This window comes from Bdellovibrio sp. ArHS (assembly GCF_000786105.1).
GTDB lineage: Bacteria > Bdellovibrionota > Bdellovibrionia > Bdellovibrionales > Bdellovibrionaceae > Bdellovibrio.
The window spans coordinates 71,967-86,629 of the sequence record NZ_JTEV01000020.1; the positions used below are offsets into that span (position 1 = coordinate 71,967).

General features: G+C 46.2%; 13 protein-coding genes and 1 tRNA gene. 10 read left to right on the plus strand and 4 right to left on the minus strand.

The genetic code is table 11. From position 1 onward, the window contains the following. Positions 1-151 precede the first annotated feature (151 nt). From OM95_RS11760 to OM95_RS11785, 6 genes are all read left to right on the plus strand, one after another. Positions 152-1,039 carry a hypothetical protein gene (locus tag OM95_RS11760; RefSeq protein WP_291516231.1) on the plus strand — a complete coding sequence of 296 codons (888 nt, stop codon included), beginning with the start codon at positions 152-154 and terminating at the stop codon, positions 1,037-1,039. Positions 1,040-1,140: 101 nt separating this feature from the next. After that, the gene (locus OM95_RS11765) at positions 1,141-1,878 is read left to right on the plus strand and encodes an efflux RND transporter periplasmic adaptor subunit (RefSeq protein ID WP_041874043.1); all 738 of its coding nucleotides are present in this window, start codon (positions 1,141-1,143) and stop codon (positions 1,876-1,878) included. After that, complete coding sequence (locus OM95_RS11770) at positions 1,875-2,615, plus strand: ABC transporter ATP-binding protein (protein WP_041874046.1); 741 nt, start codon at positions 1,875-1,877, stop codon at positions 2,613-2,615. The genes OM95_RS11765 and OM95_RS11770 overlap by 4 nt, the downstream gene beginning before the upstream one ends. Continuing rightward, on the plus strand, positions 2,612-3,352 hold the full coding sequence (locus OM95_RS11775) for an ABC transporter ATP-binding protein (protein ID WP_041874048.1): 741 nt from the start codon (positions 2,612-2,614) through the stop codon (positions 3,350-3,352). The genes OM95_RS11770 and OM95_RS11775 overlap by 4 nt, the downstream gene beginning before the upstream one ends. Beyond that, positions 3,349-4,455: an ABC transporter permease gene (locus tag OM95_RS11780; RefSeq protein WP_041874050.1), complete on the plus strand. Its 1,107-nt coding sequence runs from the start codon at positions 3,349-3,351 to the stop codon at positions 4,453-4,455. The genes OM95_RS11775 and OM95_RS11780 overlap by 4 nt, the downstream gene beginning before the upstream one ends. Further along, entirely contained in the window at positions 4,452-5,528 is a 1,077-nt protein-coding gene (locus tag OM95_RS11785) for an ABC transporter permease (protein ID WP_041874052.1), read from the plus strand. Before OM95_RS11780 ends, OM95_RS11785 begins: the two co-directional genes overlap by 4 nt. Here OM95_RS11785 and OM95_RS11790 read toward each other — a convergent pair. Next, complete coding sequence (locus OM95_RS11790; RefSeq protein ID WP_291516233.1) at positions 5,445-6,038, minus strand: hypothetical protein; 594 nt, start codon at positions 6,036-6,038, stop codon at positions 5,445-5,447. The two genes, OM95_RS11785 and OM95_RS11790, sit on opposite strands and share 84 nt — an antisense overlap. Before the next feature lie 305 nt (positions 6,039-6,343). Here OM95_RS11790 and OM95_RS11800 point away from each other — a divergent pair. The 4 genes from OM95_RS11800 (at position 6,344) to OM95_RS11815 (ending at position 11,968) form a co-directional block, all read left to right on the plus strand. Then, a tRNA-Gly gene (locus OM95_RS11800) sits at positions 6,344-6,419 on the plus strand. Positions 6,420-7,809: 1,390 nt separating this feature from the next. After that, a complete protein-coding gene (locus OM95_RS11805; RefSeq protein ID WP_041874057.1) occupies positions 7,810-9,048 on the plus strand; it encodes a TolC family protein in 1,239 nt (412 codons plus the stop codon). Beyond that, entirely contained in the window at positions 9,045-10,010 is a 966-nt protein-coding gene (locus OM95_RS11810) for an efflux RND transporter periplasmic adaptor subunit (RefSeq protein ID WP_291516235.1), read from the plus strand. Before OM95_RS11805 ends, OM95_RS11810 begins: the two co-directional genes overlap by 4 nt. Before the next feature lie 8 nt (positions 10,011-10,018). Next, positions 10,019-11,968, plus strand: a complete 1,950-nt coding sequence (locus OM95_RS11815; protein WP_041874059.1) for a MacB family efflux pump subunit — start codon at positions 10,019-10,021, stop codon at positions 11,966-11,968. Here OM95_RS11815 and OM95_RS11820 read toward each other — a convergent pair. Genes OM95_RS11820 through OM95_RS17310 form a run of 3 tightly spaced genes read right to left on the minus strand, consistent with a single transcriptional unit; the run spans position 11,943 to position 14,662 of the window. Next, on the minus strand, positions 11,943-13,052 hold the full coding sequence (locus tag OM95_RS11820; RefSeq protein WP_041874060.1) for a hypothetical protein: 1,110 nt from the start codon (positions 13,050-13,052) through the stop codon (positions 11,943-11,945). The two genes, OM95_RS11815 and OM95_RS11820, sit on opposite strands and share 26 nt — an antisense overlap. A 27-nt stretch (positions 13,053-13,079) precedes the next feature. Then, positions 13,080-14,093, minus strand: coding sequence for a hypothetical protein (locus OM95_RS11825; protein WP_041874063.1), 1,014 nt, complete (start codon positions 14,091-14,093; stop codon positions 13,080-13,082). Further along, complete coding sequence (locus OM95_RS17310) at positions 14,093-14,662, minus strand: energy transducer TonB (RefSeq protein WP_291516237.1); 570 nt, start codon at positions 14,660-14,662, stop codon at positions 14,093-14,095. Before OM95_RS17310 ends, OM95_RS11825 begins: the two co-directional genes overlap by 1 nt. Position 14,663: the final 1 nt, after the last annotated feature.

The window sequence follows — 14,663 nt, forward strand, 5'->3', positions numbered from 1 at the left end:
CGGGAAAATTGCGAAACTTTAAACATTTTTGAAAATATGAGGATATCAACCCGACCTAGGTGCGGTGCGAAATGTTAAAGTTATTTAATTGAACCTGGCCATACTAGGTTGTTACGATTTTCGTACGTCTAGACTCAAGGAGGGGAAAGTCATGACAAAATCAACGCTTACGCGTGTAACAGCTGCTGTTGCACTGATCGCGACACTGGGCTTCACGCATAAAACCACGGACACCACATCGGTCTGCCACGGATTCGTACCTGAAAATGACATGAAGATTCCAGTAGGCTTGTTCACTACTGGGGGGATTACAGAAAAACAATTCAATGATGTTTTGGATCGTTTGGAAAGAATCTACAAGGCGGATGTTGAAAGAATGGGCGACACTTTGAAAGTAAATCGTCTATGGAAAGATGCGACGGTCAACGCCTCTGCGCAAAGATCAGGGAAAACTCAAGTTTTGAATATGTACGGTGGTTTGGCTCGTCACCAAGCGACAAATGTTGAAGGTTTTGCCTTAGTGGCTTGCCATGAGTTCGGTCATCATAACGGGGGCGCTCCGAAGATTTCCGGCTGGATGGGCTCGTGGGCGACGAACGAAGGTGGCGCTGACTACTTTGCAACTTTGAAATGTCTTCGCCGTTTCTTCGCGGAAGACGACAATGCGGCGATCTTGAAAGATCTTGATTTGGATCCGTACGCAGTGGCCGGTTGTGAAGCACAGTTTTCAGACGAAAAAGATCGTTTGATCTGTCTAAGAACTTCCCTAGCAGGTCAATCCGTTGCAAATCTTTTCCAATCCTTGCGTAAAGAAACAACGGCTCCTAACTTTGGAACTCCTGATCGCCGTGAAGTGTCTCGTACAAACGATCAGCATCCAGAAACACAGTGTCGTTTGGACACTTATTTCCAAGGTATGTTGTGCGTAGCTAAGGAAAGTGAAACGGTTAGCAACACGGACTACAAACAAGGCTCTTGTTATGCGCCTCGTGATACGGCGGGCATTCGTCCTCGCTGCTGGTTCTTCCCAGGTCGCTAAGAATTTTTAGATAAATTGGATATGAAGAAGCCGATGTTGTTAAGACATCGGCTTTTTTTTTACATATTTACTCACGCGCAAAACTGACGCTATCGTTAGCCATGTCAAAAAAGAAAATCATCCCGGTCTTTGTTATCGTTGTGATTCTTATTTTGGCCTATGTGGCTAAGATTTTTCTATTTCAGTCTGAGTTTTCCTATGCAGGCACGGTCGAAGTGACCAAGGTGGATATTCCCGCACGGGTCTCTTCGGTGATTGCCGAGTTTCCGGTTCGAGAAGGGCAGGTTGTTGAAAAAGGCCAGGCGCTTGTGAAACTCGCTTGCGAAGATGTCCGCATTGCCTATTCTTTGATAAAAAGCAGTTATGAGCGGGCGCACAGTCTGTTCCGCAGTGGTGGAATTTCCCGCGAGATCTACGATCAGACCAAAAACAAGATGGAGGACGTCGCGCTTCGTCGCGGCTGGTGTGATGTTTCATCCCCCTTACACGGGAGGGTGCTGACGACTTATTTTGAGCCCGGCGAAATGGTCGGACCCGGGGCTAAACTTCTGACCATCGGCAATCTAGAAGAAGTTTTTGCCTATTTTTATTTACCGCATGACCAGATTTCCCAACTCAAACTAGAGCAGAAGGTGAAGGCCCGGGTGTCAGAACTTAAAAACAAAGAGTTCGACGGGGTCATTTCTTATATCAACCCCGAAGCCGAGTTCACTCCGAAAAATGTCCAGACCCGCGATGAAAGAACCCGCTTGGTTTATGCGGTGAAGGTCTATTTCAACAATCCCGAAGAAGTTCTGAAACCCGGAATGACCCTGGAGTGGGTGGCGGACAATTTATGACGGGCCTTTCTTTGCAGATTAAAAATCTGACTAAGAAGATGAAGAAGAACGCGGCTCTTCAAGGGCTTTCGATGAATTTCCAGGCTCGGCAAATTCATGGCATCATCGGTCCTGAGGGGGCCGGGAAGACCACTTTTCTTCGTCATATCATGGGACTTTTAAAATCTGACGAGGGCGAAATCATCTTTTTTCGTGATAGGGTGCCCGTGGCCTTTTCTGAAATTCGTGACGGGGTGGCATACATGCCGCAGACGCAAAGTCTTTATCCCGAATTAAGTATTCATGAGCATCTGGAATTTTTTCGCACACTCTATCAACTGCCAGCGGCTGAATATCAAGTGCGTCGACAAAAGCTCTTGCAGATGGCGCGATTGGAGGACGTCACAGATCGCCTGGCGGCACAGCTTTCCGGGGGGATGTATAAAAAATTAGGTCTAATTTGTGCGCTGTTGTCTTCGCCGCAAGTGCTTTTGCTGGATGAGCCCACAAACGGAGTTGATCCTTTAAGTCGTCGCGATTTTTGGGAACTTCTTTATGAATTAAAACAGCAGGAAGAAATTCTAATTCTTATCACCACCTCGTACATGGACGAGGCCTTAAAGTGTGAACAGGTGCACCTTCTGTTTGATGGCAAAGCCTTGATGGAAGGTCCCCCGCGCGCGATCCTTCAACAGCAAAATTGCAAAAGCTTTGATGACGTCTTTTTGCAATACGATTCGGCGTTGGCGTCCTTATGAAGGCCGTCACGGTGAAAGAGCTCTCGGTCAAATTTGGTGACGTCTATGCCGTGGATAATATTTCTTTCGCCGTCGAGCAAGGGGAAATCTTTGGATTTCTCGGGGCGAATGGGGCTGGGAAAACCACCACCATTCGCGTGCTGTGTGGCTTGTTATTACCCACCCACGGAGAGGTTTTGGTCAGTGGTCAGGATGTTTTAAAGGATTCGTTTTCGGTTAAGCACCGGGTCGGATACATGTCCCAGAAGTTCACCTTGTATGATGATTTAAGTGTTGCCGAGAATCTGTCTTTTACGGCGGCTTTACGAAAAATTAAGGATAAAGAATTTCGGCAACAAAAAGAAAAACTTTTAAGTTTTATAAGGTTTAAAGAATCTGAAAAGTCTTTGGTTCGTGATCTTCCCGGAGGCGTGAAACAGCAAGTGAGTCTGGTCGCCTCGATGCTTCACGACCCTGAAGTGATTTTTCTGGATGAACCCACCGCCGGAGTGAGTCCTGCTTATCGACGACGCTTTTGGGCTCTCATTCGAGATCTTTCGGCACAAGGCAAGACTGTTTTTGTGACGACTCATTACATGGACGAGGCTGAACAGTGTGATCGCATCGCTCTGATGCGCGCCGGGGAATTGATTGCTTTGGATTCACCTTCAGGACTGAAACATAAGAGTTTTCCGAAAAAGAACCCCGAGGATGTCAGTCTGGAGGAGGTTTTTATTTATCAGGTGGAGGGGCGATGAAGGGGGCTTCTATTATCGCCATAGCGAAGAAAGAGGTCTTTCACATTATCCGTGATCCCTTCACTTTGGCACTGGCCTTAGGCATGCCGGTGGTGATGGTTTTGTTCTTCGGTTATGCGATTGAATTTAATATGGACCGCATCGAGCTTGCGATTTACGATGGCAGCCAGACTCAGACATCGTGGAATATGGCCAAAGCCTTTACCAGTTCCGGATATTTTATCTCGCAAACTGTGCACAGTCCTGCCGAAGCCGTGCAGGCTTTGGATGAAGGCCGCGTTCATGCGGCGCTGGTGATACCTCGTACTTTGGCACAGGATTTAAAGCCGTTCTCTTTATCCTCTGTGCAAATTCTGGTCGATGGCTCAGACAATTCTTCGGCGGGTTCCATTGTTGGCTACCTCGGCGGAATCCAGCACAGAATTCTTGAAAAAGAGTTCGGAAAAATCACCGAGCCCTTGCAAGTGAAAACGCGTTTTCTTTTTAATCCAGAGCTGAACAGTCGCTGGTTTGTCGTGCCGGGCCTGGCCGCTGCTATTGTGGCAATTCTTTCTATTCTATTGACGGCCTTGACGGTGGCCCGCGAGTGGGAAAATGGCTCTATGGAGTTATTGCTTTCTACGCCAGTTCGACCAATTGAAATTATTTTAGGTAAGCTTCTGCCTTATTCGGTGATGGGAGTGCTTGCCGTGTTCTTCGTCTTTGTTCTGTCGCAGTTGATCTTTGCTGTGCCCTTTAAAGGGCACTTCCTGATTTACCTGCTGGCCAGTCTGATTTTTCTAAGCACTTATTTGGCGCAAGGTCTGCTGATTTCTGTGATCACTCGCAAGCAGCAACTCAGTATGCAGTTTGCAATGCTTTCCGGGTTACTGCCGACAATTCTTTTATCCGGATTTATTTTTCCCAATGAGCATATGCCGTCGTTTTTTTATTATCTGACCATGTTGTTGCCGGCCCGCTGGTTTATTCAGATCAGTCGGCAGTTGTTTTTGCAAGGCTCAGGCTTCGGGGATCTCTGGCCTTCGTTTGTGGCTTTAGGCATTTTATTTGTTTTGATGATTTTTCTAGCCACAAAAAAATTTAAAAAGGATGTCGAACCATGAAGACGCTCTGGGGATTTATCCGAAAAGAGTTTTTGCAGACCTTGCGGGACCCACGGATGCGCATGCTTTTATTTTTGGCTCCCGGTGTGCAACTGACTATTTTTGGGGTGGCTCTTTCCACCGAGGCTAAAAACATCAAGCTTGGTGTTGTTGGTGCACCGAATGACTTTTCTTTGCATGAACTTCATCGTAAGGCCTTGGCTTCAGGATGGTTTGTTCCGGCAAAAAGTTCGTCTGAAGATCCTTTTGCGCAAATCAATAAAGGGGAGGCCGATGCCGTTCTGATTGCGCCGCCGGCGGGTTTGGATAGAAGTTTGGGGCGAAATGAGGGGCAGGTGCAGCTTCTGGTCAATGCCATCAACGTGACCCGTGCGCAAAGTATAGAACGATATTTTTTGAGTGTGGTGCAGTCCCTTTACGGGCAAGCGCTGCCGTTTCATTTTGATGTGCGTGTTTTGTACAACCCGGCAATGCAGACCGCTCTTTTCCTGGTGCCCGGGGTGATGAGTCTTTTGGTGTGTTTGATCACGATTTTATTAACGAGTATGTCGATCACGAAGGAAAAAGAAATGGGCACTTTCGAGACTTTGATTTCAGCGCCGGTAAAACCTGAAGAGGTGATCTTTGGTAAGACCGTGCCCTTTGTTCTTCTGGGGATGAGCAATATTCCGTTGATTGTCGGAGTCGCCGTGACTCTTTTTGGAATGCCTTTGCGTGGCAGTCTTGGGATTCTTCTGTTATCCTCTTTTGTTTTCGTCTGCTGCACCGTCGGAATCGGTCTCTTTATCTCGACGGTCGCAAAAAATCAGCAGCAGTCAATGATGGGAGGATTTCTTTATCTCTTTCCTTCAGTGCTCTTGTCGGGATTGGTTTTTCCGATCGAAAACATGCCTTGGGTTTTACGGATCTTTGCCTATATCAACCCTCTGACTTATTTCATCGAACTTCTTCGCAATATCATGCTCAAAGGCGGAGATGCGCGGCTGATTTTATTTAATGTTTTGATACTTTCCGCCATGGCTGTCTTTATCATTACAGCCAGTTGGCGACGCTTTAAGGTCGTACTCGGGTGAGCCGCAGGGGTCTCCTCCTTCTTCGATTTCCGGAAGGGCGGGAAGAGGTTCAGAAGTTTTGGATGTTCTCTCTAAGTCGATCTCAAAAATATCTAAAGTTTTCAGCGTGTCGGAACGACGATGCATCGATAGGTGATAGAGGTCGCCCGAAACCTTGCGCATAATAATCACTTCGCCATAACCGTATTGATCATTGGAAAAAGAAGCGTAGTAGTCGCCTTTTTCGGTGTATTTTCCTTGCGGCAATTGGCCCATGTTTTTGGGAAGTCCGAAAGAGCGCACGGCCTGTTCTCCGTTTGTCCATTGGGAAAAATAAATCGATGTCCCATAGGTTTCAGGATGAATGGTGACTTGTTTGTTATTGCAAAGCTTTGCATCTCCGGCAGAAGGGTTGGCCGATTCGTTTTTACAGCTCAGGATTTTGTAAGTGCCGCGAACATTTTCAAAAGTGGAGGCTTGCGCCTGAAGACTTAAAAGAAATAGGACCGCAAAGATCAGGTTGAGTTTCATAGTGACTCCTTCAGAATCTTTTAGCGGATTCTAAAGGGGAGTCATGTTTCTTTCCGTTAACCTACCTGGGGCCGCAGTAATACAAAGGTTTGTTACTTCGGCACGGTGAGGGACGGGGGTTGCGAGGTTTCTTGCGGAATGTGGTTCCTATGACCCCAAATATAGCCCACAAAATAGGCAGCGCAGCCTATAAGAGCAAAAATCATCCATTTTTTGATGCGACTATACAGTAAAGCTTTCATTTTTTTGATTTTTACCCGTTGACAACGAAGCCTGGCAACTGTAATTTTGGTTTCTCTTCGAGCGCGGGAGTAGCTCAGTTGATAGAGCGATGCCTTGCCAAGGCATAGGTCGCGGGTTTGAGCCCCGTCTCCCGCTCCAAATAAAAACCGCCCTTCAGGCGGTTTTTTTATTTGTGCTGTCTGCACTTCGGCTTCGCCGAAGTAGTTTCTGAAGTTTCCCGCCTTGGTCGTATTTTTGGGATGTCGTTTTCTGCCGCCGGCAGAAAACTCCGCGGCGTTACCAGTAATAGTGATTTCTGGTCATCGGATAAATTCATCAAGCAAGCATTCAGAACTCAGGGAATATAACTAACCTTTTTTCCCGCATTTAAATATTTATTATTCGAGTATTTTATCCACTATCTCGAAAATGAATTATTTGACGGTGTTTTTGAGTTAAATAAATCAAATAATTAAATCGAATTTCGCGAATTGAATTATTGGGGTTTAAATAGGGAATTCAATATTTAATTAATTCGAATAAATCGAAATAATGCGCAATTTAAATAAAAATAATTCGAATAAATGATTGGACTTGCAAGATTCTGAAAGTCTGGCAACGTATTTATATCTCTTCCTCCAGAAAATCCATTTGCCAATTAAGGCATAGAAAGATTCAAGGAGGAATCTTAATGAAAAATAAGTTAAAATTATTAGTTACGCTAGAGCTAGTGCGGTCACTGGTCTCGGTATGGGTAGTTACGATATTTAACAGCTTTCTAGAACTTTTAATTCAAGTTACGGTCTTTCTTATGAAAGAATCCGAATAGCTGACATCTAGCTTATTAGCTTCGAGGCGAAGTAATCCGCCCTCTTGCATTTGCTTGAGGGCGGAGGTTCTTTATGAAATCTGTGTTTGCTTTTGTTCCGTTGCTATCTACTCAATCGTTCGCTCAAAGCTTTTCTTACTTTCCGACAGAGTATGAATTTGGGCGCGATCCGCTCCCTCAATGTCCTATCCGTTACTGTGCTATGGGTAATCATGGTATGTCACTTTGACCAGCCGGAAGTTTCTGAAGTTTCCCGCCTTGGTTAAGGAATCATGTTACCACTTGGATCAAACTTTAATACTGCGGAAAGACCCAGTTGAAATTCGGCCTGGCTTGTGACCTAGATGTTACCGTCTTCGTCTAAATCCGTAAAAGCTCATTCGAATTAGCCCTCTATTTTAATACGATCTTGAAAACTGTCGAACTTATATATAAACCCAGTTGAATGAAGGGTACTTCGGCAGGGCTTAACGGCACGCGACGTGAAGATCAATCAAAGGCAAACCCGTGACCTTGTCGGGCAAGCCGATCCAGAAGCAGTGAAATGCGACGCTCAAAAATAAATTCGAACTTTCGGCAGCATTGTGACGTCTAAAGAATGTGGTATAGGCTGACGTCTCGTTTTAGGGCTTTTCCATATTCTGTCAGCAGTTTTTTTCTAGGATTTACAGGGTTGACTGTGTGACATCGCAGAGATGCAATAGAACTATGAGGTTTACAGTGAAAAAACTCGTCTTTATAGTCACCCTCCTTTTTATGCCCTCTGTGTATGGGGCCTCGTATTCATTTCAGGACTGCCTTAATATCGTCGATAAAAACAATGCGGAACTGCTGGCGGCCAAAGAAAATCTGGAAGCGGCGAAATCTCTTTTGAGTGGGACTTACGGATCTTTTTTGCCGGATATCACGGCGAATTTAAAATACAGTCGCGGACAAACAGATCTAACAAGTTCTGAAGGCTACAATGCCAATTTGACCGCAACAGAAAATATATTTAACGGATTTGCGGATGTGGCTTCCATTTCAGATGCGGAAGGAAAGGTGCAGGTTGCCGAGGCCAACTTGCGCACCGTCAAAGCAAAGATCAGTGCCGATCTCAAGTCGGCCTTTGCTTCTGTGGTCTATGCGCAGGATTCGATCAAACTTTCTAAAAGCATCTTAAAAAGACGTACTGACAACTTTAATATTGTAAAGCTGCGTTTCCAAAGTGGTCGCGAAAATAAAGGATCTGTGTTGCTTTCAGAGGCCTACCAAAAGCAGGCGCAGTTAGATGTCTTGAAGGCAGAACACGCTTTACAAACAGCGAAAAGGGATTTGGGACGAGTGCTGGGGCTTGCTCCGGAAGCTTCCTTGGAAATCATCGGTCAGGTTCCTGAGCTAACTGTGCCCGGTGTGTCGCCTGACTTTTTGGCGTTGGCAGAAAAAACTCCGAGTCGGCAACAATCTCAAGGGCAATTAAAAAGTGCGGACGCCAATCTTCAAGGGGCTCGTTCGAAATTCTATCCCACTCTGAATCTGCAAGGCAGTGTGGGGCGAACGGGCGAGGATTTTTTTCCTGACAATAATCAGTGGTCGGCCGGTGCGACCTTAAGCTGGTCTTTGTTCAATGGTGGCACGGACTATTTTACGCAAAAAAGTTCCTTTGCCCAAAAAATGGTGGCGGAACATAATTTGCGAAATCTTTATTTGGAAACGATCACTCAGCTTCGTGAAACCTATGCTGCTTTTGTCGAGGCCGTGGAAGAAGTTAAGGTGAGCGCCGCGTTTTCAGAGGCGGCCAGTACGCGGGCTGAAATTGCGCGAAGTAAGTACAACAATGGTCTGAGTTCTTTTGATGACTGGGATGTGATTGAAAACGATTTGATCAACCGTCAGAAGGACTTAACGACCAAGAAAAGGGCGCGGGTTGTCGCCGAAGCCAATTGGGAAAAAACACAAGGTGTGGGAGTGCTGCCATGATGAAACTTTTAAAAAAACCTGTGGTTATTGTCATTTTAGGTTTAGTTCTGGGCGGCGTCGGTTTTTTCTTTTGGAAACAAAAAGAAAATCCGCAGGTGAGCTACACCGAAGTGTCATTGCGGAAAGAGGATCTAAATATCTCAGTTCTGGCAACCGGAACTGTGCAGCCCAAAAATCGTCTGGAAATCAAAGCTCCCGTCGCGGGACGAATTGAGCAGATTTTAGTCAAAGAGGGACAGAACCTTCGCAAAGGGCAAATTCTTGCGTGGATGAGCTCGACTGAAAGGGCCGCCATGTTGGATGCCGCTCGTGCCCAGGGTCCGGAAGAATATAAAAAATGGTCTGAGCTATATCTGGCAACGCCCGTGATGGCGCCCATTTCCGGGACGCTGATTCTTAAGAATGTCGAGCCGGGGCAAACCTTCACAAGCACCGATGCTATTTTTGTTATGTCAGATCATTTAACTGTCAAAGCGCAGGTGGATGAAACGGATATCGCACAAATCAAAATTAAATCCAATGCAGAGATCGCCTTGGATGCATATCCCGCAAATATTTTAAAGGCCCATGTGGATCAAATCGCCTTTGATGCGACGACTGTGAATAATGTCACGACTTATATCGTTGATGTGATTCCAGAGAAAACACCAGAGTTCATGCGCAGTGGAATGACCGCCAACGTCACTTTCTATGTGCAAGAAAAAAATCAGGTCTTGGTTGTTCCCAATGAGGCTTTAAAAATCAGCAATGGCAGAACCACGGTGTTACTAAAAACTCCGGGAAGTCGAGAAGGGGTTCCGGTGGAAATTCGTACGGGAATTTCCGACGGAAAGAATACCGAAGTTCTGGACGGTCTGAAGGAAGGCGATATCGTCTTGGTCGCGCAATTTAAATTGGGCAGTGGATCGACGAATTCAGGTTCAAGTCCTTTTGGCATGCCGAAGATGCCTCGTCGCCGTTAGGATTAAAAATGATCGAAATAAAAGATATTCGCAAATCCTACAAAATGGGCTCAGAAACGGTTCATGTTCTTAACGGCATTGACCTGAAAATTGAGCGCGGTGACTTTGTGGCAATCATGGGACCGTCCGGTTCAGGAAAGTCCACGCTAATGCATATCTTGGGATTGCTGGATGCGCCGACTTCGGGAACATATCAACTGCAAGGACGGGAAGTCTCTAGCCTTACCGAAGACGAATTGGCTTTGGTTCGTCGTGAAGAAGTCGGATTTATTTTTCAACAATTCAATCTTCTGCCGCGAATTGAAGCTTGGCAGAATGTGTCTCTGCCTTTGATTTACAGTGAAAACGGCTATAATTTTGAAAAAGCCAAGAAGCTGATCGAGCAAGTCGGACTGACTGACAGAATTCATCATAAGTCGAATGAACTTTCCGGAGGGCAACAGCAACGCATCGCCATTGCCCGGTCGTTAGTTAATAATCCAGATATTGTTTTCGCCGATGAACCCACTGGAAATCTTGATTCCAAGAGTGAAAAAGAGATCATGAAGATCTTAAAAGATCTCAATGAGCAGGGGATCACCGTTATTATCGTCACCCATGAAGAGGAGATCGGACAACAAACCAAGCGTTTGATTCGGTTGCGCGATGGTGTTTTGCAATCGGACGAAAGGTTGAAGCCTTTGGGGGCGGTAGCATCCATCGGTAAAAGCTTCAATCCAAAGACCAAGAAGTTTCCATTACAGGAAATGATTGAGCATCTTCATCAAGGATTTAGAACTTTGGCGGCGAACAAAGTGCGCTCCGGTCTTTCTATGTTAGGTATCCTGATTGGTGTCGCCGCTGTTGTGGGGATGTTGGCTTTGGGAAAAGGCGCGCAAAAGGATATTGAAAAACAGTTATCAAGTCTCGGCTCCAATCTCTTGGTGCTTCGCGCGGGCAATGTTCGGGTGGGCGGTGTGATGCAGGAATCCGGCGCCCGCATTCGGATCACTCTGGAGGATGTCACGGCCATTCGTTCTGAAGTCGACGGAGTAAAAGAGGTTTCACCCACGTCATCAGGACGCGGACAGGTGACTTTCCTGAATAAGAATTGGAACACTCAAGTGCAAGGGGTTTCTCCGTCGTATGCGGCCATTCGCACCAGCGAACCGACCTTTGGTCGATTTTTTAGTAATGAAGAAGTGCAAAGACGCGCCCTTGTGGCTGTTGTTGGTGTCACGGTTGCCAGAGAACTCTTTGGTGAAAAGTCCCCGATCGGTGAAATGATTAAAATCAATCGCATCAATTTTCAGGTTATCGGCGTTTTACCGGAAAAGGGCGCTGCAGGTCCGCAGGATCAGGACGATAAGATTTTAGTTCCTATTAATACGGCCATGTATCGTCTTTTTGGGAAGAACTATGTCGATTCGGTGGATATTGAAGTCACGCGAGCCGAAGATATTCCTTCAGTTCAAGACGATGTTATGACTTTGATGAATAAACGCCATCGCGTCGCAAAGTCGGCCCAGGAAGATGCATTTAACATATTCAATATGGCCGATATCCAACAGGCCTTAAATGCGACAGGAAAAACAATGTCGATGCTTCTGGCCTCGATCGCCGCCATTTCTCTTGTAGTTGGTGGTATAGGGATTATGAATATCATGTTGGTCTCTGTGACTGAAAGAACCAAAGAGATCGGTCTGCGCAAAGCCATCGGCGCTCGTCGCCGAGACATTCTGCTGCAGTTTCTTGCTGAATCCATTGTCGTCAGCGTTTGCGGTGGAGTTTTAGGAATTATTTTGGGGCTCGGGTTCTCGGTGATTATTTCGACTCTTTTAGGGTGGTCCACAGTGGTGTCGGTCACTTCCGTCTTGATGTCGTTTTCTTTCTCGGCATTGATTGGCATCATCTTTGGAAGCTATCCCGCCTCCAAAGCATCTAAGTTACATCCTATCGAAGCCCTTCGCTATGAATAAGTTGATACGAAGAAATCTTCTTGAGCGCCCAGTCGATCAGGGCGCTGACTTTTTGCGTGTCGGTCTGTTGGTTGTTGGTGAAGCGAATTTCAATGCGGTCATAGGTTTCACCGATGACTTTGTCAGTGGTGCAGACGCGCAGTATAGGCTCAGTGTCGGTCTGGCATTGCAAAGATCCTATTTGCATTTTTAATTTTGTCAGATAGCTGAAAGAGTTCTTTAATAGTCGAAGAACAGTTTCTTTTTTGAACTCTAGATTCCGGTTTCTTTCTTCCCGCAGTCTTTTTAAAGAGCTTTTTTCAAGAACGTTGTTTTCCAGAAGGGGAGCTTCTTCTTTCAAGTATGCGATGTCCAACAAATGGGTTTCAATTTCGTCCAATCTAAGGAAGTCGGAATACACCTCACTTGTGCTCTGTGTGGACATCAAAGTAAAGCTTGCTAGCGTGTCTTTTCCTTCTAACAGTTGGCGATGCTCCAAAGCATGACGAAGCTCGTGTTGGAGTGTGTCCCCCAAGCCTCCCGTTCTATAGGAAAGTGCTGTCACACTGAAATACAACGAGTTCGTGGCTGGTTCAAAGAAGCCCTGAATAGGGCCGCTCCATAAAGGCAGGAACGGATCAAAGGTCAGTTGCAGATCTGAAAACCTGTCGTCATTCAAGGTTTGAAAGAAGAACAGGCCATTCATTTCAGTGGGCTCTAGGGCCTCGGTCGGAATAAAAAGGCGATAAGACATCTTGTCGATGTAGCTTCCCTGAAACTCTAGATTTTCTCGTTTCACCACTTGCGTTTTGTATTGAACGCCGATCGATGCAAAATAGGCTTGGGTCGCACTTTCTATTTTGGCAATCCATGGTTGCAGAGCTTTACCGGGGATAAGGCGACCGTTATAGCGAAGAACAAAATCGTAAAAGTCCGCCGTTAAATTACTAAAGGCTTTCACTTTTTCCAACGGATTGACCTCCAGTGACTCTATGGGCGGGGGAGGTGTCTTTTTATTCTTTGCATAGATTTTAGACAAACCTGTAAAGAAGACAAAGCTGAAGCCCAAGATGAAATAGAGAAGCGTTGAAAGATACTTTTTCATGAGCCTTGGGAATTGCAAAACAGGGACCTACTGAAGCCCGCAAAGCTCCCGCAGTTTGGCGATTTTTTTTGCTTGTTCGGGCGACTGTTGCTTTTCTAAAAGAGCCAGCCAAGGTTTGGCTTCATGGCACTGCAATCCATCCACTAAAGAAAACGCCATGGCATATTGATAGCGGGATTCCTCTTGCAAAGGCGAGTGATAGGCCAGCGGACTTAAGATCGCGATCTGGGAATAGTTCTTCAAATCAAGCCATAAATTGATTTTAAAACGCAGGTTCTCTAACGGATTTTGAATTCTTAAACCCCAATACTGCGCTTGAACTTTCTGGTCGTTTTGCCGGAAGAACTCAGCCGTATTATAGCAGTAGCCCGAATTTGTGCTGCACAGTCCACGCAAGGCCTCGAAAGAAGTCTGCGGACCGTAGGCAACGCTGGCTTCCACCCAAAGCTGCTGAGAGATTTCATCATATGGACGAAGTATCTTAAAAAGGGAAGTCCAGTGTTTGTAGGTGGAAGCGGATTTTGTTTTTATCGCAGATAAAGTTTCAAGGAGTTCATAGCTATCAATCGTCGGATTTAAAAGAAGCTTCTGCAGGGTGGCTTGAGCCTCTTGGTAAAGGCCTTTTTCCGACAAAAAATGAAACATGCGAGCAGTTCTTTTTTCCGGCAGGATTTTTCTAAGTTCGCGGTAGGCTTCTGGCGTTTTTTTATTGGTGTAAAAAACCTCAAAACGCATTTCCTGAATTCGTGGACTTAGATTGCGAATCTGCGAAAGAACGCGGAATGCAGAGTCGGCCTGTCCTGATTTTAAAAGGGACCAAAGGCGATAGTAGTCGCGCGACTCTGCAGGGAAAGACTCTGGTTTTTCATCCAGCAATTTCAGCACAACACTATAGCGTTGATCCTGTGCTAAGGCTTGCAACCACGCGTCCCCTTCCAGCTCATCGTATTTTTTTTCAAAAGCCACTTCCTGCCACCCCGTTTGTGCCAGGCAGGCCGAGCAGATAAAGTGTAAAGCTAGTAAGAATATATACTTAAACATCACTGCTCCAGACGAAATCTGATCTTTTGGGTGATAAAGGCCGAAATGGTGGTGCCACCTTGAATGGCAGGTTTGAAACTCCACTTTTGAATCGCCTCCAAGGCACTGCGCTCAAAGACTCCTTTGGGTTCGCTTTGAATAATCTGTGTATCAACAAGTTCGCCTTTGGGACCAATACGCAGTTTTAATACGACCAGTCCTTCAAGGCCTGAGCTTCTAGCGGCAGCAGGGTATTCCGGTTCTACCCGGCGCAGGACTTTGGCGGGAATCTGTTGAATTCCATTGTTGCCGGAAGAATTCTTTCCTAAGCCACTCACCGCGGGACCAGAGCCTTCGAAAGAAGAGCCAAATCCCATATCAGTCAAGGTGTCTTGATTCTGTTCTGATTCAGGTGTCAGGTCTTCCGTCAGCGCAGGCGGTGGTTCGGGCTGGGCGTCGGGAGCCAAGGCCACTTGCACGGGAATTGCGGGAAGGTCTTCGGCGATGTCTTCCCAGGACAACATCGCAAAGGGGCGCGCCAGTATGAAGATCAAGACCGAGAAAACGGCGACGACTAAAAACACCCGCATA

Coding starts and splice junctions, on each gene's coding strand:
- OM95_RS11760 (WP_291516231.1), top strand. CDS start 152: ATGACAAAATCAACGCTTACGCGTGTAACAGCTGCTGTTGCACTGATC.
- OM95_RS11765 (WP_041874043.1), top strand. CDS start 1,141: ATGTCAAAAAAGAAAATCATCCCGGTCTTTGTTATCGTTGTGATTCTT.
- OM95_RS11770 (WP_041874046.1), top strand. CDS start 1,875: ATGACGGGCCTTTCTTTGCAGATTAAAAATCTGACTAAGAAGATGAAG.
- OM95_RS11775 (WP_041874048.1), top strand. CDS start 2,612: ATGAAGGCCGTCACGGTGAAAGAGCTCTCGGTCAAATTTGGTGACGTC.
- OM95_RS11780 (WP_041874050.1), top strand. CDS start 3,349: ATGAAGGGGGCTTCTATTATCGCCATAGCGAAGAAAGAGGTCTTTCAC.
- OM95_RS11785 (WP_041874052.1), top strand. CDS start 4,452: ATGAAGACGCTCTGGGGATTTATCCGAAAAGAGTTTTTGCAGACCTTG.
- OM95_RS11790 (WP_291516233.1), bottom strand. CDS start 6,038: ATGAAACTCAACCTGATCTTTGCGGTCCTATTTCTTTTAAGTCTTCAG.
- OM95_RS11810 (WP_291516235.1), top strand. CDS start 9,045: ATGATGAAACTTTTAAAAAAACCTGTGGTTATTGTCATTTTAGGTTTA.
- OM95_RS11815 (WP_041874059.1), top strand. CDS start 10,019: ATGATCGAAATAAAAGATATTCGCAAATCCTACAAAATGGGCTCAGAA.
- OM95_RS11820 (WP_041874060.1), bottom strand. CDS start 13,052: ATGAAAAAGTATCTTTCAACGCTTCTCTATTTCATCTTGGGCTTCAGC.
- OM95_RS11825 (WP_041874063.1), bottom strand. CDS start 14,093: ATGTTTAAGTATATATTCTTACTAGCTTTACACTTTATCTGCTCGGCC.
- OM95_RS17310 (WP_291516237.1), bottom strand. CDS start 14,662: ATGCGGGTGTTTTTAGTCGTCGCCGTTTTCTCGGTCTTGATCTTCATA.